Origin of the sequence: Clostridium sp. AM33-3, assembly GCF_003480315.1 — a bacterium.
Classification (GTDB): Bacteria; Bacillota; Clostridia; order Lachnospirales; family Lachnospiraceae; genus Brotaphodocola.
Genome location: NZ_QUIV01000037.1, coordinates 1 through 21,874 on the forward strand (window position 1 = coordinate 1; position 21,874 = coordinate 21,874).

A 21,874-nucleotide genomic window follows, 5' to 3' on the forward strand; every position below is an offset into this window, starting at 1 on the left:
CAATAGGCGGCGGAGCGAATGAAGTACAAAATTTCACAGCATCTGCTTATTCTGTATGGCCTGACCGAACCTTCGGACCTTATTGGTTATTCTCTATATTGCAATATAGCAGCATTCCCTATGCTTGTTTTTACATGAAAGATGAACTATAATTTTTTATATGTAGTAAGGGGCGTAGTGCTCCTGAATGTGTAAAGGAGAAGTATGGATGAGAACAACTGGAATTGTAACAGACAGTCACAGCAGCATTTCACAAAGTGAGGCAGAGAAACTTGGGATTTTTGTGCTTCCTATGCCATTTTATATGAATGGGACCTGTTATTATGAGGGAATCAATATTACCAGAGAAGAGTTTCTGGATCGTCTTTGCAGACTGGAAGATATCAGCACCTCTCAACCGTCACCGGAGGCGGTCATGGAACTGTGGGACAAGGCGCTTTCCCAGTATAAGAACATACTTTATATTCCGATCAGCAGCGGCCTGAGCGGCTCATGCCAGACAGCCATGATGCTGGCCCGGGAAGAAAAATATGAGGGAAGGGTCTATGTAGTAGATAATGGAAGTGTCTCGGCGCCGCTTCACCGTAGTATCCTGGATGCCCTGGATCTGCTGGAGTCTGGCTGCAGCGCAGCAGAAGTGAAGGAACGCATGGAGCAGGCAAAGACCAAGGCAGGCATTTACATTTCGGTAGATAACTTAAAATATTTAAAGCACGGCGGCCGTATCTCTGCCGGTGTGGCGCTTGTCGGAGGGCTTCTGAATGTAAAACCGGTACTTCATTTTGATATTGGCATGCTGGAACTGTATAAAAACTGCCGCGGTTTGAAACGTGCGAAGCAGACCATGATCGAGGAGGTAAAGGCGGTTATCGCCAAATCCTATCAGCGGGAATATGATGCAGGGGATATGCATATTGTAGCGGCTTCCAGCGCCGGAAAAGAAGAGACTGAGGTCTGGGTAAAGGAAATCGAGACAGCATTTCCGGGTCAGACCATTCTCTGTGATGAGCTCTCTTTTGGTGTAACCTGTCATATCGGACCGGGAGGACTGGGAATCGGCTATATCTGTAAACCGTGATGACTGACCAATGTTTTTTACATCTTCTTTTGATAATGTGATAACAAGCCATCTGTGCAAACTGAAAATATTATGAAAAATAATATCAAAAAACACTTGCAAAATACACAAAAAGTGTTATAGTAATAGCAGAGTTAATGTTAATTAATTAACGAGTAAGCAAACGCATCATAATAAAAACGGTGCCGCCAGACGGCGACAGAATGGAGGAGCTATTATGGCTAGATTCACATTACCAAGAGATTTATATCACGGAAAAGGTGCATTAGAGGCATTAAAAACATTTGAAGGTAAGAAAGCAATCATCTGTGTTGGCGGCGGTTCCATGAAACGCTTCGGATTCCTTGACAAGGCAAAACAGTACCTCGAAGAAGCAGGAATGGAAGTTCAGCTTTACGAAGGCATTGAGCCGGATCCTTCCGTAGAAACCGTAATGAAGGGCGCTGCAGCTATGGAAGCATTCCAGCCTGACTGGATCGTTGCTATGGGTGGTGGTTCTCCGATCGACGCAGCAAAAGCAATGTGGATCAAATATGAGTATCCGGACATTACCTTTGAAGATATGTGTAAGGTATTTGGTATCCCGAAACTGAGAAGAAAAGCTCATTTCTGTGCAATTTCTTCTACTTCCGGAACTGCTACAGAGGTTACTGCATTCTCTATCATTACAGACTATCAGAAGGGAATTAAATATCCGATCGCTGATTTCGAAATCACCCCGGATGTAGCCATCGTCGATCCGGATCTGGCAGAGACCATGCCGCAGAAACTGGTAGCCCACACTGGTATGGATGCTATGACCCACGCAATTGAGGCTTATGTTTCCACCGCGAACTGTGACTTTACCGATCCGCTGGCCCTGCATGCAATTAAGATGATCCAGAAGGATCTGGTAGATTCTTACAACGGTGACATGGCAAAACGTGATTCCATGCATAATGCACAGTGCCTGGCCGGTATGGCATTCTCCAATGCACTGTTAGGTATTGTTCATTCCATGGCTCATAAGACCGGTGCCGCATTTGCAGACTATGGCGCACATATCATTCACGGTGCAGCGAACGCAATGTACCTGCCGAAGGTTATTGCTTTCAACGCAAAGGATGAGACTGCAAAAGAGCGTTACGGTGAGATCGCAGATTTCATGAAGCTGGGCGGTGAAACCCTGGACGAGAAGGTTGCTCTGCTGATTGCTTACTTAAGAAAGATGAATGATGACTTAAAGATTCCGCACTGCATCAAGAACTATGGCGCAGACAGCTATCCGACTGAGCAGGGCTTCGTACCGGAGGAGGTATTCTTAGAGAGACTTCCGGAAATTGCCAAGAACGCCATCGCAGATGCATGTACCGGTTCTAACCCGCGTCAGCCTAGCCAGGAAGAGATGGAGAAACTGCTCAAGTGCTGCTACTACGACACCGAAGTTGATTTCTGATCCATTCATACTTAATAAGACATACGATATCAAAAGCCCTGACGGGAATTATCCCGGAGGGGCTTTTTTCTGGGCTTTTTCTGATTTGAAGCGCCTCTTGCTTATTTCTTCAAATTTTCGTATAATAAATGTTTGTGATTTTGAACCGCTGTTTGCGGTATGAATAAGCTCCAGAAGATAGTACAATGAGAAAATGAGGAAATGAAATTTGAAAATACTGATTGCATATTTGAAAAAAGAGACCGTACTTTGCATTGCCGTGCTTCTTGCGGCATTTTCCATGCTTTTGATCCATCCGGACAGCAAATATTCCGGATATATGGATTACCGAACCCTGGCGCTGTTGTTTTCACTGATGACGATTATGGAGGGCTTTAAGCAGACGGGTTTTTTTGCTGATGTGGCCAGAGCTTTGCTTGGGCGGGTTCATACGTTCCGCCAGCTGTATCTGGTTCTGGTTATGCTGTGCTTCTTTTGCTCCATGTGGATCACCAATGATGTAGCACTGTTAACATTTGTGCCTTTTACAATTCTGGTGCTTGAGCTTTCCGGTCTTCAGAAAGAGATGATTCCCGTCATTGTGATGCAGACCATTGCAGCCAATCTGGGCAGCATGATGACACCGGTGGGAAATCCGCAGAACTTATATCTGTACTCGGTTTCCGGTATGGGAATAGGTGAATTTTTTTCTATTATGGGACCGTTATCGGCACTGTCCTTTCTGCTGATCCTCGGTGCCTGTATATTTCATAAGAATTTTGCGCTGGACCCGGAACTCTTGAAACATATGGAGCCTTCCGGAGAATCTGCCGGAAAAAGCAGCAAAACAGCGGAAGCGGCCTCCGGGAATGCAGTTCCTAAACGCCTCCGGAATCTGCAAAATCTGCTTCTGGCGACATTGTTCCTGTTCAGCCTTCTTTCGGTATTTCGTGTGATCAGCTGGCCGGTGCTTGTCGTGGTTGTTCTGACCGGATGCCTGCTGCTGGCCGGAGTTTTTCACAGCAGCTTTCTTCCAAAAAAGGTAGACTACAGCCTTCTTCTGACTTTCATTGCTTTTTTTGTATTTATCGGCAATATGAAGCGGATTGACTTGATACGGGAATTCCTGAATCAGACATTGCATGGCCGGGAACTTCTGCTTTCCTTTGGCTGCAGCCAGATAATCAGCAATGTTCCGGCTGCCATTCTGCTTTCCGGATTTACAGATCAGTATGCGGCGCTTCTCAGAGGCGTCAACATCGGTGGACTTGGCACGCTGATCGCTTCTCTGGCCAGTCTGATCTCGTACAAATTTTTTGCAGAGAGTCAGGCGCGTTTCCCGGAGGCCGGGAGTAAGCAAAGCTATATACTACGGTTTACGATCTGGAATGTGGGTATGGCAATCATACTTTTACTGGTAGCTGTTATGCTTGACCGGTAAGAGGCCACGGAACCGGGTCAAGATTTTTTACTTGATTTTTATACATTTTTTCATATATAATAGGTAATCGAACATTTGTTTTATTAACGGAGGGGATCATGGCGAATACACAGTACAACGCAGACAGTATCACAGTCCTGGAGGGACTGGAGGCGGTGCGAAAGCGTCCTGGCATGTACATTGGAGGCGTAGGCACAAAGGGATTAAACCATCTGATTTATGAGATTGTAGACAATGCGGTAGATGAGCACCTGGCCGGGTTCTGCAGTACCATCTGGGTAACCCTGGAGGCAGACGGTTCTTGTACGGTTAAGGACAGCGGCCGCGGCATTCCAGTTGAAATGCATAAAAAGGGCGTATCTGCGGAGCGTGTGGTTCTTTCCACCCTTCACGCAGGCGGTAAGTTTGACAATGAGGCTTACAAGACCAGTGGCGGTCTGCATGGCGTTGGTTCTTCCGTCGTCAACGCATTGTCTGCCCATATGGACGTAAAGATTTACAAAAACGGTTTCATTCATCACGATGCCTACGAGCGCGGCATCCCGACAGTGGAACTGGAGAACGGCCTGCTTCCGGTTCTCGGCAAGACCAGACAGACCGGCACGGAGATCAATTTCCTGCCGGATGACGAAATTTTTGAGAAAACACGGTTTAAGGCAGAATGGTTAAAAAGCCGTCTGCATGAGACTGCTTACTTAAATCCTGGTCTGACGATTTATTATAAAAATGCACGGGCTAATGAAAAAGAGGAGATTACCTACCACGAGCCGGAGGGCATTATAGCCTATGTCAAAGAATTAAATCGCGGAAAGACCGTCATTCATGAGCCGGTTTATTTCAAAAAGGAAATAGATAAGATCGAGGTAGAGGTTGCTTTCCAGTTTGTGGATGCCTTTGAGGAAAATATCCTGGGCTTCTGCAACAACATCTTTACTCAGGAAGGCGGCACCCATCTGGTTGGCTTTAAGACCCGTTTTACCCAGCTTATCAATTCCTATGCAAGAGAGCTTGGTATTTTAAAGGAGAAGGACCCGAATTTTACCGGAGCGGATACCAGAAACGGCATGACGGCTATTGTGGCTGTCAAGCACCCGGATCCGATTTTTGAAGGCCAGACCAAGACAAAGCTTGCCAGCGCAGATGCCACAAAAGCAGTATTTACCATATCCGGAGATTTGCTGCAGCATTATTTTGACCGGAATCTTGAGACCTTAAAGGCCATCATCGGCTGCGCAGAAAAATCTGCCAAGATCCGCAAGGCCGAGGAAAAGGCTAAGACCAACATGCTCACAAAATCTAAATTTTCCTTTGACAGCAATGGAAAACTGGCAAACTGCGAGAGCCGGGATGCGGAGCTTTGCGAGATTTTCATTGTCGAGGGAGATTCTGCGGGCGGTTCTGCCAAAACGGCAAGAAACCGGAAGTATCAGGCTATCCTGCCAATCCGCGGAAAGATTTTAAACGTGGAAAAGGCCTCCATGGATAAAGTGCTTGCCAACGCTGAGATCAAGACCATGATCAATACCTTTGGCTGCGGCTTTTCCGAGGGCTACGGCAATGATTTCGATATAACCAAACTAAAATACAACAAGATCATCCTCATGACAGATGCAGATGTAGACGGCAGCCACATTGACACGCTGCTGTTAACCTTCCTGTACCGTTTCATGCCGGAACTGATCTATAACGGCCATGTCTACATTGCCATGCCGCCGCTTTACAAAGTGATCCCGTCCAGAGGACAGGAAATGTACCTGTACGATGACAAGGAGCTGGAGCGTTACCGCAGGTCCCATACCGGAGATTTCCGTCTGCAGCGCTACAAGGGTCTTGGAGAGATGGATCCGGAACAGCTGTGGGAGACCACCCTGGATCCGGAACGACGCGTATTAAAACGCGTAGAGATCGAGGATGCCCGCATGGCTTCCGAGGTGACAGAGATGCTGATGGGCAGCGAGGTTCCGCCGCGCAAGCAGTTCATCTACGATCATGCAAACGAAGCAGAGATTGACGCATAAGGAGAGGAAACATGGCTGAGAAGATATTAACAACAGAATATTCCGAGGAGATGCAGCGCAGTTACTTAAATTACTCCATGAGTGTCATCACTGCCAGAGCCATCCCGGACGCAAGAGACGGTTTAAAGCCGGTACAGCGCCGCGTGCTTTACGATATGAGCGAGCTGCGCCTTGGACACGACAAGCCTCACAGAAAATCCGCCCGTATCGTGGGAGATACCATGGGTAAATATCACCCGCATGGTGACAGCTCCATTTACGAAACTCTGGTTGTCATGTCCCAGGAGTTTAAAAAGGGTATGGCACTGGTGGACGGCCACGGAAACTTCGGTTCCATTGAGGGGGATGGTGCGGCGGCCATGCGTTACACAGAGGCACGCCTGAAGAAATTTGCCGAAGAGGTTTATCTAAAAGATCTGGACAAAACCGTCAATTACGTTTCCAACTACGATGAATCCGAAAAAGAGCCGGAGGTGCTTCCGGTCCGCGTTCCGAATCTTCTGATCAATGGCGCCGAGGGTATTGCGGTCGGCATGAGTACCAGCATTCCAACCCACAATCTCGGCGAGGTCGTGGATCTGGTGAAGGCCTATATCGACAGACCGGATATGTCCCTGGAGGAGATGATGGAGCTGATGCCGGGACCGGATTTTCCGACCGGAGGCATTATTGCCAATAAAAAGGATCTGCCAGCCATCTATGAGACCGGTGTCGGCAAGATTAAGCTGCGCGGCAAGATCGAGGTAGAACTGGGCCGCAGAAAAGCAGACCGGGACAAGCTGGTCATCAGTGAGATCCCGTATACCATGATTGGTGCCGGTATCAATAAATTTCTGGTAGACATTGCGGAACTGGTAGAGAACAAGACATTATCCGATGTGGTGGATATTTCCAACCAGTCCAGCAAGGAAGGAATCCGCATCGTTCTGGAACTGAAAAAGGATGCGGACATCGAAAAAATCCGCAACATTCTGTATAAAAAGACAAAGCTGGAGGATACCTTCGGCGTGAACATGCTGGCAATTGCCCATGGACGCCCGGAAACGCTGAATCTGCGCGGTATTCTGAAAAACTATCTGGAGTTCCAGTATGAGAATACCACACACAAATATCAGGCACTCCTGGAAAAGGAATTGGAGAAAAAGGAGATACGCGAAGGTCTCATCCGCGCCTGCGATGTCATCGACCTGATCATTGCCATTCTCCGCGGCTCCAGGAATTTAAAGGATGCCAAGGCCTGCCTGATGAACGGCGACATTTCCAAGATCCAGTTTAAGCATCCGGGCTTTGAGGAGGATGCAAAGCAGTTAAACTTTACGGAGAAGCAGGCCAGCGCCATTCTGGAGATGCGCCTGTATAAGCTGATCGGCCTGGAGATCCTGGCGCTGCAGAAGGAGTATAAGGAGTGCTTAAAGCGTATTGCCGAGTATGAAAAGATTTTAAAAAGCCGCGATGGTATGAATAAGGTCATCAAAGAAGACTTAGACCACATCAAGGAAGAGTTTGCCGTGCCGAGAAAAACGCTGATCGAAAACGGCAGGGAAGCGGTATATGAAGAGTCTGCGGTGGCTGTGGCAGAGGTCGTATTTGTCATGGACCGCTTCGGTTACTGCAAGCTTTTGGACCGCACTGCCTATGAACGGAACCGGGAGACGGTGGATACCGAATATAAGTATGTGATCCCATGCTTAAATACCGACAAGCTCTGCATATTTACGGATACCGGAAATCTGCATCAGGTGAAGATGATGGATATTCCATCCGGCAAGCTGCGTGATAAGGGTACACCGATCGACAATCTGAGCAAATATGATGGCAGCAAAGAAGAGATTGTTTTCCTCACTAATTTTGGCCGCTTAACCGGACAGATCCTGCTGTTTGCCACGAAAATGGCCATGGTAAAACAGGTTCCGGCAGAAGAATTTGTCACCAATAACCGCACAGTGGCAGCAACGAAGCTGCAGGATGGCGACAGCCTGCTTACTGTGCGTATTGCAGGAACCGAGACGGATCTGGTCCTGCAGAGCGCTTCGGGCATGTTCCTGCGCTTCTCCATGGATGAAATTCCGGAACTGAAAAAGAATTCCCGCGGTGTGCGCGGCATGAAGCTTGGCACCGGAGATGAACTGGAGGAGATTTATTTTGTGACACAGCAGCCGCAGATCGTCTATAAAGAAAAGGAAGTACATTTAAACCGGCTGAAGCTGGCAAAGCGTGACGGCAAGGGCAGCAAGGTCCGCCTGTAAAATCCGCCTGTCGCGTGCAGTTGTGTTTATATTATGGAAAACGTCCTTGTGTAGCGTACAAATGTATTTTTCTGACGAATACCTCTTGATTTTTTGAAAAATATGAGATAGGATAAGCGAGAGCAAAAAAATGGCAGACAAAAGAATAATGCCATGAGGAGAATAAGGAGCTTACGATTATGGAAAAGAAATTGCGTGTAGGCGTGCTTGGCGCGACCGGTATGGTAGGACAGAGATTCATCTCCCTTCTGGAGAATCATCCGTGGTACGAGGTAGTTACCGTGGCTGCAAGCCCGCGTTCAGCAGGAAAAACCTATGAAGAGGCTGTAGGCGGACGCTGGAAAATGACCACTCCGATGCCGGAAGCAGTCAAGAAACTGGTAGTCATGAACGTAAATGAAGTGGAAAAGGTTGCTTCCAGTGTAGATTTCGTATTCAGTGCAGTAGATATGACGAAAGAAGAGATTAAGGCCATCGAGGAAGCCTACGCAAAGACCGAAACTCCGGTTGTTTCCAACAACAGCGCACACCGTTGGACCCCGGATGTTCCGATGGTAGTTCCGGAGATCAATCCGGAGCACTTTAAAGTAATCGAGTTCCAGAAAAAACGTCTGGGTACCAAGAAAGGCTTCGTTGCTGTAAAGCCGAATTGCTCCATCCAGAGCTACGCTCCGGTACTTACCGCATGGAAAGAGTTTGAGCCATATGAGGTAGTAGCAACCACCTACCAGGCAATCTCCGGTGCAGGAAAGACCTTCAAAGACTGGCCGGAAATGGAAGGCAACATCATCCCGTACATTGGCGGTGAGGAAGAAAAGAGCGAGCAGGAGCCGCTTCGTATCTGGGGCGAGATCAAGGACGGTGTGATCGTAAAGGCATCTGAACCGAAGATTACCTGCCAGTGCATCCGTGTCCCGGTATTAAACGGACACACCGCAGCAGTATTCGTAAAATTCCGCAAAAAACCGACCAAGGAAGAGCTGATCGACCGTCTGGTAAAATTCTCCGGTCTTCCGCAGGAGTTAAAGCTCCCGAGCGCACCGAAACAGTTCATTCAGTACTTAGAGGAAGACAACCGTCCGCAGGTTTCCTTAGATGTGGATTATGAGAACGGCATGGGCATTTCCGTAGGACGTATCCGTGAGGACAGCATCTACGATTACAAGTTCGTAGGACTTTCCCACAATACCGTCCGCGGCGCAGCAGGCGGCGCAGTTCTTTGCGCAGAGCTTCTGACTGCACAGGGTTATATCCAGGCAAAATAAATATTGAAAATTCTGGAAACGGGATGGAGCCGGTTTGGACTGGAAACCATCCCGTTTTTGTGTTACAATAGCCGTAATGGTTTTCGTGTCTTTACCACGGGGCCAAAATATAGAATCAGGCGGAGGGATTTGTTATGGCTTTCAGCAAAGAAACATTCGGCACCCTGGAGAATGGTGCGGTAATCACAAAATACACCCTTACCAACAGACACGGGTTAAAGGCTTCATTTACCGATCTTGGCGGCATCTGGCTGGAAATGTGGGTTCCGGACAAACACGGCACACTGGCAGATGTGGTCCTTGGATATGACGAACCAGAAGAGTATCTGCACCAGGACGCTCATTTTGGCGAGATCGTCGGAAGAAATGCGAACCGCATCAGCAACGCCACCTGCACGATCGACGGCATTACCTATGCGCTTGTGATCAACGATAACGGGATCAATAATCTTCACAGTGGCCCTGATTTCTTAAGAGACCGGATCTGGGACGCAGAAATTTCAGAGACCGAAGCCGGAACAAAAATCACCTTTTCCCTGTTCAGCCCGGACGGAGATCAGAACTATCCGGGCAACGCGGATATCCGTGTCAGCTATACTCTGACAGAGGATGACGCAGTCCGGATCGATTATCACATGACCTGCGATGAGGACACGATCGCAAACTTCACCAACCATGCTTATTTTAACCTGGCCGGTCAGGGATCCGGATCCGCACTGGATCAGAAAGTCTGGATTGACGCAGATCAGTTTACGCTTTCCGATCAGTACTGCGTGACCACGGGTGAGCTGGCTTTGGTGAAGGACACGCCTATGGATTTCACACAGTTTAAGACCATTGGCCGGGATATTGAGGCAGATTATGAACAGCTGAAGCTGGCTGGCGGCTATGACCACAACTGGGTATTAAACCATAAGACCGGTGAGTTGTCCCTCTCCGCGAAGGCAATGGATGAGGCCAGCGGACGCGTGCTGGAGGTTTACACCGACCTTCCCGGTATTCAGTTCTACACCGCAAACTTTTTAACCCATATGGAAGGAAAGAACCACGCTGTTTATGACAGACGCGATGCTTACTGTTTTGAGTCACAGTATTTCCCGGACGCAGTCAATAAACCGCAGTTTGCCTCCCCGATCTTAAAGGGTGGAGATATCTATAAAACCACCACTATTTATAAATTTAAAACTGAAGCCTAATATCTGACAGTTTACGCAGAAGATGCCAGGGTAAGATCCATTCTTAAGCACATACTAGGGATGTAACAAAACACAGACCGGCCATGACGCAGGAGAAAACGCCTGCTTCACGGCAGGCGCTTAAGGAAGGAGGCCAATTATGGCAAGCAGATCTTCTAATCGAGCAGAAGTACCCGAGGCAAAGGAAGCACTGGACCGATTCAAAATGGAGGTTGCAGGAGAGCTTGGTGTCCCGTTATCCGATGGCTATAACGGAAACTTAACCTCTGCTCAGAATGGTTCTGTCGGCGGCTATATGGTCAAGAAAATGATCGAGGCTCAGGAAAGACAGATGGCCGGCAAGTAATTGCGGCATAAGAAACAGAACAAAAAAGAGGGTCCGCGGTGAATCTGCCGCGGGCTTTCTTTTTTGGTGAAAAATTCTTCGGAAATCTTACCTTTTTTCTTACATATGTATCAAAAAAGATACGAAACTCCACGATAAACTGCTTGTATATCCGAAAAAATCACGCTATAATTGCGATGATTATAATTGTCTGGGAGGATACTATGCGAGTAATAGCAGGAAGCGCAAGAAGAACACAGCTGAAAACCCTGGAGGGAATGAATACCCGTCCTACGCAGGACCGCATTAAGGAAACCTTGTTCAACATGCTTCAGTATGATCTGGCAGACTGCACCTTTCTGGATCTGTTTGCGGGAAGCGGAGGTATCGGCATCGAGGCGTTAAGCCGCGGAGCAGGTCAGGCTGTGTTTGTAGAACAGAACGAATCCGCAATACAGATCGTGAGGGAGAATTTAAAAGCTACAAAGCTGGAAAACAATGCAGTAGTGATGCATTGTGACGCCCTGACAGCCCTGAAACGTCTGGAGGGAAAGTACCGGTTTGACTTTATCTTCATGGATCCCCCATATGACCATGAACTGGAAAAGCAGATGCTGGATTTTCTGAAAACTTCCTCCATGATCGACAAGCAGAGCACCATTATAATAGAAGCATCCCTGCAGACAGATTTTTCCTACCTGTCTTCTATGGGCTACATTACAGAGAAAATAAAAGAGTACAAGACAAATAAGCATGTATTTGTCTATCGAGGAGAATAATATGGCAATCGCAGTTTATCCTGGCAGCTTTGACCCGGTAACCCTGGGGCATTTAGATATCATAGAGCGGTCCGCCCACATGATGGACCATCTGATTGTCGGAGTTTTGCAGAATAATTCAAAAACTCCGTTGTTTTCTGTTGAAGAACGTGTTAAGATGTTAGAAGATGTCACCTCATATCTGCCCAATGTAGAGGTCCGTGCCTTTGGAGGACTTCTGGTTGATTTTGTACATCAGTGTCAGGCAGATGTGATCGTGCGAGGTCTTCGGGCAATCACAGATTTTGAATATGAGCTTCAGATGGCTCAGACAAACCGGGTCATTGCCCCGGATATTGACACCATCTTTCTGACGACGAACCTGAAATATTCGTATTTAAGCTCCAGTATCGTAAAAGAGATTGCAGGTTATCAGGGAGACATCAGCGAGTTCCTGCATCCTGCTGTTGCAGAAAAAGTGCGGGAAAAGCTTGCAAATAAATAACCAAATGCGTTAACGTTAAGGAGAAGAAACCATGAGCAGAATCGAACAGTTAATTGGTGAGATTGAAGAATACATTGACAGCTGTAAGTTCCAGCCGCTTTCCAATACCAAAATCCTGGTAAATAAGGAAGAGCTTGAGGAATTGCTGGTAGAGCTTCGGCTCCGTATTCCGGATGAGATCAAAAAATATCAGAAGATTATCAGTAATCAGGATGCGATCCTGAATGAGGCACGGGCCCAGGCAGATGCCATGGTGGCTGAGGCTACTGCCCAGACCAATGAACTGGTCAATGAACATGAGATCATGCAGAAAGCCTACGCAGAAGCAAACCGTGTGGTAGAAGATGCACAGACCCAGGCCCAGGCGATCATCGATCAGGCTGTGAATGAGGCTAATGGCATCCGCCAGGCATCCATCAACTATACAGATGACATGTTAAACAGCCTGCAGACCATTATCACCCATTCTATGGAAGGTGCCCAGAGCCGCTTCGATGCGTTCATTTCTTCCATGCAGTCCAGCTATGACATTGTCTCCTCCAACCGTGGAGAGCTGGCAGGCAGTGTTACAACCGTAGAGGAGACCCCAGAGGAAGCAACAGCTGAAGAACAGTAAGAATCAATGCGGAAAGTCCTGCATGCAGGAGTTTCCAACCTACATAATGCCGGATGTCAAATCCGGCATTTTTTCTGCCCTGCGAGAACAGGGAATCGTATGCGATGACACTGTGGGTCTGAAATATCCCGGAAATTCCCCCGAATGCAGCACAGGCCGCACAGGCCGGCAGGCAAAATGCAGGAGGAAAGGTCAGGCAGATCTGACGGATGCCGGTCGTCATTTCAAAAACTGCGCAAAGGAGTGCCGTGACGGGCTGCGGAATCCATGCGGCGCTGCTTAAGAACCGCGCGAGAACAGAAAAAAGCATCAGATAACTGCCGATCAATACCATAACGTCGCATACCTCATAGAGAATTCCATTCAGACTGTCCTCAGGCGCAGATCTGGCATGCTCTTGTATTTGGAAAGCTTGTATGGTCTGTACTGCTTTCGGCTGCCCGGACTCCCGGGAAATGTCTGGATGGCTATTATGCCTTGCAAGCCGGGACAGTATCAGCACCGGAGCATAGACTGAAAGAAAAAGAAGCGGGAGTGGAAACCTGCCTGGAAATTGTCCGGGAATGTAACCGGCCAGGAACATGGGGCTCGGAAAGCTGCAGAAAGCAAGCAGGTACGCCGCCTCCCGGGTGCTTATCCGTCCATCCCTCCTTGCCTGGGAACACAGGGCCACTCCCAGCGGATATCCACATAGCATTCCGGACAGAAGGATAAAAGAACCGGTTTCACTCAAGGAAAAGAGCTTTTGAAAGAGTGGACGGACCGGCTTCATCAGAAGGTGATCTCCACCGCTAAGCAGGATCAGGCGGGTACAGATCATGGCAGGAGCGAGGGTCGGCAATACGGTGTGAAACCAGAGCAAAAGCCCATCGGAGGCTCCCTGGATCGCCTGGCCGGGGAATGCCAGCAGCAAAAAAAATAAGAGGATAAAGGCCGGAGCACCGGGAGAAATCGCAGACAAAGCAGCCTCCTTAGAAACCGGTTTTCACTTGCACTAAATTATGCTATACTGAACTTAATTATGCCAGAATACAGAGGAAGGATATTTATGCAGTTACCAGAGACATTCCTGGAGCAGATGAAGCTGCTGTTAGGAACAGATTACGATGCATGGCTGGAAAGCTATGATAAAAAGCCGCTTGCCGGACTTCGCTACAATACGGCAAAAACATACACTGAGGAATGGGAAGGCACGCTGTCACCGTTTCCTCTGCGACGGGTGGCGTGGACAAAAAACGGTTATTATATCGGAGAGGATGCAAAGGCATCCCGCCATCCTTATTATTATGCAGGTCTTTATTATCTTCAGGAACCAAGTGCCATGGCACCTGCGGCTGTTTTACCGGTCTGTCCGGGTGATAAAGTTCTGGATCTTTGCGCTGCACCGGGAGGCAAAAGCACAGAGCTTGGAGCAAGGCTTCAGGGAGAGGGACTGCTGGTTTCCAATGATATCAGCAACTCCCGGGCCAAGGCGCTGCTGAAAAATCTGGAGCTGTTTGGAATTCCGAATATCTGCGTTACCAGTGAGACACCGGAAAAGCTGGCCTCCGTATTTGGCCCGTATTTCGATAAAATCCTGGTGGATGCCCCCTGTTCCGGGGAAGGCATGTTCCGGAAAGACCCGGATCTCATCAAGAGCTGGCTGGAGCGCGGGCCGGAATATTACGCACCGATTCAGCGCCAGATCTTAAAATCTGCTGCAGCGATGTTAAAGCCAGGCGGCATGCTGCTTTATTCTACCTGCACCTTTGCGAAGCTGGAAGATGAAGACACCATTCAGTGGATCCTGGAAGAAGAGCCGGATCTGGAACTGGTTCCGATCGAGCCCTGGGAAGGTGCCTGCGGCGGTTTTGACGGCATGCCGGTTATCCGCCTGTTTCCGCATAAGATCGAGGGAGAGGGGCATTTTCTTGCGCTTCTTCGGAAAAAAGACACACAGGCTCCGGACGGAGGCAAATTTTCAGGCAGTATCGGCTCTGACAACAGATCGGGTGCTGCATCCGGAAAGGATTCTGCACAGGTGCGTCGTCTGGAACAGGAGAGTGATTTCGGCCAGTGGGAAGCTATGCTGACACAGGCTCTCGATCACAGCCGCATCATGGTGCGGGATGGCATGGTCTATTACCTGCCAAAGTGTTTTGACCGAAGCTGGAATCTGCGCTATCTGCGAACCGGGCTGCTCCTTGGTGAGTGGAAGAAGAACCGGTTTGAACCATCTCAGGCGGCTGCCATGGCACTTCCGATGAAGGAGTTTTCCCAGACCGTATCCTTGTCTGCAGAGGATGACCGGACGATCCGCTATCTGAAAGGCGAAACTGTGTTTCCGACACCGGAGGAGTCCTCCGGTCTCAAAAAAGGCTGGGTGCTGATCGGGGTGGATGATTATCCGCTTGGCTGGGCCAAATATACCGGAAGCAATTTTAAAAATAAATATTATCCAGGATGGCGGTGGCAGTAATGGCAAAATTAATAAGACTCGACAAGTATCTGGTCGAGATGAACAAAGGCAGCCGAACCCAGATCAAGGACGCGGCGAAAAAAGGCCGTATTCAGGTAAATGGTGTGCCGGAGAAGAAAACAGAGCGAAAGATTGACCCGGAAACCGACGAGGTGACCTTTGACAGTCAGCCGGTCAGCTACCGGGCTATGGAATATATCATGCTTTACAAACCCCAGGGAGTCATTTCCGCTACAGAGGATAAACGCCATAAGACAGTTATTGATCTTTTAAGCGGCGAAAACCGCAGCGATCTGTTTCCGGTCGGACGTCTGGATATTGATACCGAAGGACTGTTACTCCTGACGAATGACGGAGATCTGACCCACCGGCTTCTGGCGCCGGGCAAACATGTCGATAAAGTTTATTTTGCCCGGATCGAAGGCGCATTGCCGGAAACGGCAGTGGAGCAGATGGCAACCGGACTGACATTAACGGATGGTACCCCGGTTATGCCTGGAAAACTGGAGATTTTAAAGCAATGGAATGATGAAACGTGCACAAAGGCATCAGAAACTTTCCAGGATGCCACAGCAGCAGACAGACCTGCCGGTGCAGAAATCCTGCTGACTATTCAGGAAGGAAAGTTTCACCAGGTAAAACGCATGTTTGAGGCACTTGGCTGCCAAGTGGTATTTTTAAAGCGACTGTCCATGGGAAGTCTGAAGCTGGATCCGAAGCTAAGGCCTGGTGAGTACCGTATGCTGACGCAGGAGGAGCTGGATCTGCTTGGAAAATAGCATTTGCTGCTTTGCCGCAATGAATGATAGAAAACAAAGGAACCCGTTTATGAATCAGAATATAACACAGAACAAAAACTACAGCTCAGGAAAGGCTGCCAGAGCGGCTTTGCAGGCTTCAGACGCCGTATTGTTTGACTTAGATGGAACACTGGTAGACTCCATGTGGATGTGGAAGGAAATCGATATCGAATATCTGGGCCGTTTTGGCCTCAGCTGTCCGCCGGATCTTCAGAAGATCATTGAGGGTATGAGCTTTTCGGAAACGGCAGAGTATTTCAAGCACCGTTTTCAGATCCCGGATTCCATCGATGCGATCAAAGCAGACTGGATCCGGATGAGCATTGAAAAATATCGGAATGAAGTTCCCTTAAAGCCTGGGGCCTTGCGCCTTTTGCAGTATCTGGAGCAAACCGGCAAAAAAGCAGGCATTGCCACCAGCAACGGCCGTGATATGGTAGACGTTGTGCTGGAATCCTTGCAGATCCGTCCCTTTTTTCAGATCATCGCAACCGCGTGTGAGGTGGCAGCCGGAAAACCGGCGCCGGATATTTATCTGGAAGTCGCAAGGCGTCTCCAGGCAGAACCGTCCCGCTGCATGGTATTCGAGGATGTCCCCGCCGGGATCCTGGCAGGCAAGCGGGCCGGTATGAGAGTCTGTGGCGTGGAGGACGCATTTTCCACCGGAATGCGTGAAGAAAAGATAGAACTTGCCGATTTTTACATTGATGATTACAACGAACTGTTTGATACAGAATAAGGAGAATCGAAGATTATGATACATGATTATTTGCCAGTCTGCCGGGAAGATATGGATCGGCGCGGCTGGGATGCGTGTGATTTTGTCTACGTGTCGGGTGATGCCTATGTCGATCATCCGTCCTTTGGCCCGGCCATCATCAGCCGTCTTCTGGAAGCCCGCGGCTACAAAGTGGGCATCATTGCCCAGCCGGACTGGAAAGATCCGGAAAGCATCCAAATCTTAGGAAAACCGCGTCTAGGATTTCTGGTATCGGCCGGAAACATGGATTCCATGGTAAACCATTATTCTGTTTCCAAGAAGCGCAGACAGCAGGATTCCTATACACCTGGCGGCGTGATGGGCAAACGTCCGGATTACGCAACGGTTGTCTACTGCAATCTGATCCGTTCTGTGTACAAGGATGCCGCCATCATCATCGGAGGCATTGAAGCCAGCCTGCGCCGTCTGGCACATTATGATTACTGGTCAAACAAGCTGAAACGTTCCATCCTTCTGGATTCCCAGGCAGACCTGATTTCCTATGGAATGGGAGAGCATTCCATCGTTGAGATCGCCGATGCCTTAAACAGCGGAATTGATATCAAAGATATCACATTTATTGACGGAACCGTGTTTAAAACAAGAAATCTGGATATTGTATATGATTATAAGATGCTTCCGGACTACCAGGAGCTGAAAGACGATAAAAGGGTTTACGCAAAGAGCTTCTTTGTCCAGTACAGCAATACCGATCCGGTTCTTGGAAAACGACTGGTGGAGCCGTATTACGGCAAGGAATTCGTGGTTCAGAATCCGCCGGCCAAGCCGCTGACCCAGGAAGAGATGGATGAGGTCTATGCGCTTCCTTACATGAGAAATTACCATCCGTGTTACGAAGCAGATGGCGGTATTCCGGCTATTCGGGAAATCAAATTCAGCCTGATCAGCAACCGTGGCTGCTTTGGAGCCTGCAGCTTCTGTGCCCTGACCTTCCATCAGGGCCGCATTATTCAGGCAAGAAGCCATGAGTCTCTGGTGGAAGAGGCGAAGCTTTTGACGGAGGAGCCAGACTTTAAGGGTTATATCCACGATGTAGGCGGCCCGACTGCCAATTTCCGTTTTCCGGCCTGCGAAAAGCAGTTGACCAAGGGCGCCTGCCCGAACCGTCAGTGCCTGTTCCCGGAGCCATGTAAAAATATCCGCGCAGATCACAGTGATTACATTTCCCTGCTGCGCAAGCTGCGGTCTATCCCGAAGGTAAAGAAGGTATTTATCCGTTCCGGTATCCGTTTTGACTATGTGCTGGCTGATAAAAACCGTGCATTCTTAAGGGAGCTCTGTGAGTACCATGTCAGCGGTCAGCTGAAGGTTGCACCGGAGCATGTGGCCGATGCGGTATTAAAGCGTATGGGAAAGCCACAGAATTCGGTCTATATGCAGTTTGTCAGAGAATATAAGGAGATGAACAAAAAGATCGGAAAAGAGCAGTACATCGTTCCGTATCTGATGTCCTCCCATCCGGGCTCTACCTTAAAGGAAGCCGTAGAACTGGCGGAATACCTGCGTGATCTTGGTTATATGCCGGAGCAGGTACAGGATTTCTATCCGACTCCGTCCACGCTGTCTACCTGTATGTATTACACCGGACTGGACCCTCGTACCATGGAAGAGGTTTATACGCCGCATAATCCCCATGAAAAGGCGATGCAGCGCGCCCTGATCCAGTACCGGAATCCGAAAAACTATGATCTGGTCAAAGAAGCCCTGATCAAGGCCGGACGCACGGATCTGATCGGGTTCGATAAAAAATGCCTGATCCGTCCGAGGGAGATGTCCTGGGCACCAAACGGATCCCGCCAGGGACAGAAGTCAGACGGTGCTTCTCCTGTAGGAAAAAAAGCGGCCGGAAACGGTGCAGCAGCATTCCGCAATGCAAGAAAGCCAGTCGGAACAGGAAAATCAGAAGCTTCAAGACCAACAAAGAAAAAAACGATCCGGAATGTTCATAAGAAAAAATAAACGTAAAACAGACTTGAATCTCAGGAGAGTGCATGATGAGAACAGGGAAGAAAAAAATTGCCATAGTAACAGGCGCATCATCCGGTATGGGCCGGGAATGCGTGATCCAGCTTGCCGATCGTTTTGCCGGGCTTGAGGAAATCTGGGTGATTGCAAGAAGAGGCCGACGGCTGGATAAGCTGGCAGGGAAAGTGCCGGTTCCGTTAAGAGTACTGGAACTGGATCTTCAGGAGGAGCTGGCTTTCGCAGAACTGGAGGAAAAGCTGGAATGGGAAGATCCGGAGGTAAAGATCCTGGTAAATGGAGCCGGATTCGGAAAAATCGGCTGTACGGAGGATCTGCAGCTGGATGAAGAAACGGGCATGATCGATGTAAACTGCCGGGCGCTGACTGCAGTCACGCGTCTGGTGCTTCCTTATATGTCAAAAAACAGCCGCATCCTGCAGTTTGCCTCCGCGGCTGCCTTTCTGCCGCAGCCGCGGTTTGCCGTATATGCAGCCACAAAGGCTTTTGTGCTGAGCTATAGCCGTGCCCTGGCTATGGAGCTGAAACCACGACAGATCTGTGTAACGGCAGTCTGTCCGGGTCCTGTCAAAACGGAATTTTTTGACATTGCCGAGACTACAGGTGAGATTCCGCTTTACAAGCGTCTGGTCATGGCAGATCCCAAAAAGGTAGTGAAAAAGGCACTGCGCGACAGCATGATGGGAAAAACCGTGTCTGTATATGGGTTTTTCATGAAAGCCTTCTTCGTGCTGGCAAAGATATTACCGCATGATGTGATTCTTTCCCTGCTGTTTTCGGAATAGATCAGGAATTTTACAGCAACAAATTAGGAGATAAACAAATATGAAAATCAGAAAAGGACAGTACGGATACCGGGATCAGCATAAAAAATCCCGGGCACTTCTGACCGGCCTGTTTGCGGTTGCCATTATTGCGCAGCTGATTGCGAGACAGCTGGCATCCGAACAGGCTGCAAAAAATATCCTGACCGTAATGGCTATTTTAACTGTGCTACCCATGGCGAACCTGGCATCCCCGCTTCTTGCATCCTGGAAGTACCGCACATCTGAGCGTGCCTTCTACGAGAAAGCGCGTGCCTACGAGGGAAAATGCACCATGCTGTATGATCTCATTGTCACCACAAAGGAACAGATCCTTCCGTTAGACGCTGTGGCTGTGCACCCGAACGGGGTCTTTGCTTTCTGCAGCAATGAAAAAACGGATCTTTCCAAAGCAGAGAAAGCGGTTAACGCGCTGTTTCAAGCAAACAAGCTGGATCCCAATGTGAAACTGATCCGGGATCCCCATGCATTCTTCCGCAGACTCGACAGCTTAAAACCAGCTTCCGAATACGAGGATGACGGTGTGGTGGCTTATGCAGCAGCGCTGATGAAAAATCTGTCCATGTAAGTAAATACAAAGGAGGGCCTTTTCCATGAGATCCATAATGGTAAATAAAAATGAAGCCGGACAGCGCCTGGATAAGCTGCTGGCGAAATATCTGAATCTGGCCGGGAAGGGATTTCTTTACAAGATGATGCGCAAGAAAAACATTGTGCTGAACGGTAAGAAATGTGATGGTTCCGAAAAGCTTGCCGAGGGCGACGAAATCAAGCTGTTTCTGGCAGATGAAACCATAGAGAAATTCTCGGAAGTAAAGGTTCAGAAGGTAAAAAAGACAAAGCTTCATATTATTTATGAGGATGAGCATGTAGTCCTGATCAATAAGCCGTCCGGCATGCTGTCCCAGAAGGCAAAAGAACAGGATGAGTCTCTGGTGGAATACCTGATCGACCATCTGCTGGATTCCGGAAAGCTGACAAAGGAAGATCTGCGAAGCTTCCGTCCCTCCGTATGTAACCGCCTGGACCGCAACACCAGCGGCCTGGTGGCAGCGGGATGCTCCCTGGCGGGCCTGCAGAAGCTCTCCGCCATGTTCAAAGACCGCTCCCTGCATAAGTATTATCTCTGTGTGGTTTCCGGTTCTGTGCGGGAGAAGAAGCGAATCGAGGGATTCTTAAAGAAAGATGAAAAGACAAACCAGGTAACCATCAGCCAGAGAGAACTTCCGGACAGTGCGCCCATCTGCACGGAATATGAGCCGCTGATCGAGACGGGTTCCTATACGCTTCTCAAAGTAACGCTGATCACCGGGCGTACCCATCAGATCCGCGCCCATCTGGCATCCATCGGTCATCCGATCGTGGGAGATATGAAGTACGGCAATCCGAAGGTAAATGAGGAGGCAAAACGCCAGTACCATATTCATTCCCAGATGCTCCATTCCTGGAAGCTGGTATTCCCGCAGATGGAAGAGCCGCTGGCGTATTTGAGCGGAAAGAGCTTTAAAGCTCCGCTGCCGGGGGAGTTTACCAGAGTTCTCGGCAGTCTGCCGGAGGGAGTGCGCTGATATGGGTACCTGGAAAAGCCGGGGACTGCGCGGTTCCACGCTGGAGGACATGATCAACCACACCAACGAGATTTACCGGGAGAAAAAGCTGGCCCTGATCCAGAAAATCCCGACCCCCATCACTCCCATCACTATAGAAAAATCCACCCGCCATATCACCCTGGCCTACTTTGATCAGAAAAGTACAGTGGACTATATCGGTGCCGTACAGGGTATCCCGGTCTGCTTTGACGCAAAGGAATGTGCAGTAAAGACATTTCCGCTTCAGAACGTCCACGAACACCAGATCCGGTTTATGAAGGAATTCGAGGAGCAGGGCGGCATTGCCTTTATCATCCTGCATTTCACCGCGCTGGATGAGATGTACTACATGCCTTTCCGGAATCTGGAAAAGTTCTGGAAACGCATGGAAGCAGGCGGACGCAAAAGCTTCACCTACGACGAAATCGACAAAACCTATCAGATCCGCGCCAGCCGGGATATCCTGGTGCATTATCTGGAGACGATACAGAAAGATCTCACGGAGAGGGATACCGCACAATAAAAATTTGAGTTACAAAGCTGAATAAAGGTCCGGAAGTGAAAGAGACCGCCTTCC

20 protein-coding genes are annotated in these 21,874 nt (G+C 48.9%); 19 read left to right on the plus strand and 1 reads right to left on the minus strand.

Annotated elements, in window-relative coordinates:
• The first annotated feature begins 208 nt into the window (after positions 1-208).
• From DW819_RS14780 to DW819_RS14830, 11 genes are all read left to right on the plus strand, one after another.
• Complete coding sequence (locus tag DW819_RS14780) at positions 209-1,078, plus strand: DegV family protein (RefSeq protein ID WP_118733890.1); 870 nt, start codon at positions 209-211, stop codon at positions 1,076-1,078.
• A 217-nt stretch (positions 1,079-1,295) separates the two neighbouring features.
• Complete coding sequence (locus DW819_RS14785; RefSeq protein WP_118733891.1) at positions 1,296-2,513, plus strand: iron-containing alcohol dehydrogenase; 1,218 nt, start codon at positions 1,296-1,298, stop codon at positions 2,511-2,513.
• A 208-nt stretch (positions 2,514-2,721) separates the two neighbouring features.
• The gene (locus tag DW819_RS14790) at positions 2,722-3,933 is read left to right on the plus strand and encodes an SLC13 family permease (protein WP_118733892.1); all 1,212 of its coding nucleotides are present in this window, start codon (positions 2,722-2,724) and stop codon (positions 3,931-3,933) included.
• 98 nt (positions 3,934-4,031) lie between these two features.
• Positions 4,032-5,951 carry a DNA gyrase subunit B gene (locus DW819_RS14795; RefSeq protein ID WP_118733893.1) on the plus strand — a complete coding sequence of 640 codons (1,920 nt, stop codon included), beginning with the start codon at positions 4,032-4,034 and terminating at the stop codon, positions 5,949-5,951.
• Positions 5,952-5,962: 11 nt separating this feature from the next.
• Positions 5,963-8,197 carry a DNA topoisomerase (ATP-hydrolyzing) gene (locus tag DW819_RS14800; protein WP_118733894.1) on the plus strand — a complete coding sequence of 745 codons (2,235 nt, stop codon included), beginning with the start codon at positions 5,963-5,965 and terminating at the stop codon, positions 8,195-8,197.
• Positions 8,198-8,376: 179 nt separating this feature from the next.
• Positions 8,377-9,462 carry an aspartate-semialdehyde dehydrogenase gene (gene asd / locus DW819_RS14805; RefSeq protein ID WP_118733895.1) on the plus strand — a complete coding sequence of 362 codons (1,086 nt, stop codon included), beginning with the start codon at positions 8,377-8,379 and terminating at the stop codon, positions 9,460-9,462.
• Positions 9,463-9,596: 134 nt separating this feature from the next.
• Positions 9,597-10,658 (plus strand): aldose epimerase family protein, encoded by a 1,062-nt coding sequence (locus DW819_RS14810; RefSeq protein WP_118733896.1) that lies wholly within the window; start codon positions 9,597-9,599, stop codon positions 10,656-10,658.
• Positions 10,659-10,797: 139 nt separating this feature from the next.
• Positions 10,798-11,004 carry an alpha/beta-type small acid-soluble spore protein gene (locus DW819_RS14815; protein ID WP_118733897.1) on the plus strand — a complete coding sequence of 69 codons (207 nt, stop codon included), beginning with the start codon at positions 10,798-10,800 and terminating at the stop codon, positions 11,002-11,004.
• A 203-nt stretch (positions 11,005-11,207) separates the two neighbouring features.
• Positions 11,208-11,762, plus strand: a complete 555-nt coding sequence (rsmD, locus tag DW819_RS14820) for a 16S rRNA (guanine(966)-N(2))-methyltransferase RsmD (RefSeq protein ID WP_118733908.1) — start codon at positions 11,208-11,210, stop codon at positions 11,760-11,762.
• A 1-nt stretch (position 11,763) separates the two neighbouring features.
• Entirely contained in the window at positions 11,764-12,246 is a 483-nt protein-coding gene (gene coaD, locus DW819_RS14825; protein WP_118733898.1) for a pantetheine-phosphate adenylyltransferase, read from the plus strand.
• Positions 12,247-12,277: 31 nt separating this feature from the next.
• Complete coding sequence (locus tag DW819_RS14830; protein ID WP_118733899.1) at positions 12,278-12,862, plus strand: vacuolar family H+-ATPase subunit H; 585 nt, start codon at positions 12,278-12,280, stop codon at positions 12,860-12,862.
• On the opposite strand, the gene DW819_RS14835 is transcribed toward DW819_RS14830, so the two are convergent.
• Positions 12,813-13,823: a nucleoside recognition protein gene (locus tag DW819_RS14835; protein ID WP_118733900.1), complete on the minus strand. Its 1,011-nt coding sequence runs from the start codon at positions 13,821-13,823 to the stop codon at positions 12,813-12,815. The genes DW819_RS14830 and DW819_RS14835 overlap by 50 nt on opposite strands.
• Before the next feature lie 87 nt (positions 13,824-13,910).
• On the opposite strand from DW819_RS14835, the gene DW819_RS14840 reads away from it, so the two are divergent.
• Genes DW819_RS14840 through DW819_RS14875 form a run of 8 tightly spaced genes read left to right on the plus strand, consistent with a single transcriptional unit; the run spans position 13,911 to position 21,820 of the window.
• Positions 13,911-15,320 (plus strand): RsmB/NOP family class I SAM-dependent RNA methyltransferase, encoded by a 1,410-nt coding sequence (locus DW819_RS14840; protein ID WP_118733901.1) that lies wholly within the window; start codon positions 13,911-13,913, stop codon positions 15,318-15,320.
• Positions 15,320-16,099 (plus strand): pseudouridine synthase, encoded by a 780-nt coding sequence (locus DW819_RS14845; protein ID WP_118733909.1) that lies wholly within the window; start codon positions 15,320-15,322, stop codon positions 16,097-16,099. The genes DW819_RS14840 and DW819_RS14845 overlap by 1 nt, the downstream gene beginning before the upstream one ends.
• A gap of 49 nt (positions 16,100-16,148) precedes the next feature.
• The gene (locus DW819_RS14850) at positions 16,149-16,859 is read left to right on the plus strand and encodes an HAD family phosphatase (RefSeq protein WP_118733902.1); all 711 of its coding nucleotides are present in this window, start codon (positions 16,149-16,151) and stop codon (positions 16,857-16,859) included.
• 15 nt (positions 16,860-16,874) lie between these two features.
• Entirely contained in the window at positions 16,875-18,860 is a 1,986-nt protein-coding gene (locus DW819_RS14855; protein ID WP_118733903.1) for a YgiQ family radical SAM protein, read from the plus strand.
• Positions 18,861-18,892: 32 nt separating this feature from the next.
• Positions 18,893-19,669 carry an SDR family NAD(P)-dependent oxidoreductase gene (locus DW819_RS14860; RefSeq protein WP_243025898.1) on the plus strand — a complete coding sequence of 259 codons (777 nt, stop codon included), beginning with the start codon at positions 18,893-18,895 and terminating at the stop codon, positions 19,667-19,669.
• Positions 19,670-19,709: 40 nt separating this feature from the next.
• Entirely contained in the window at positions 19,710-20,276 is a 567-nt protein-coding gene (locus tag DW819_RS14865) for an O-linked GlcNAc transferase-like protein (protein ID WP_118733905.1), read from the plus strand.
• Positions 20,277-20,301: 25 nt separating this feature from the next.
• Positions 20,302-21,276, plus strand: coding sequence for an RluA family pseudouridine synthase (locus tag DW819_RS14870; protein ID WP_118733906.1), 975 nt, complete (start codon positions 20,302-20,304; stop codon positions 21,274-21,276).
• Between the two features lies 1 nt (position 21,277).
• The gene (locus DW819_RS14875) at positions 21,278-21,820 is read left to right on the plus strand and encodes a Holliday junction resolvase RecU (protein WP_118733907.1); all 543 of its coding nucleotides are present in this window, start codon (positions 21,278-21,280) and stop codon (positions 21,818-21,820) included.
• The last annotated feature ends 54 nt before the right edge of the window (positions 21,821-21,874 follow it).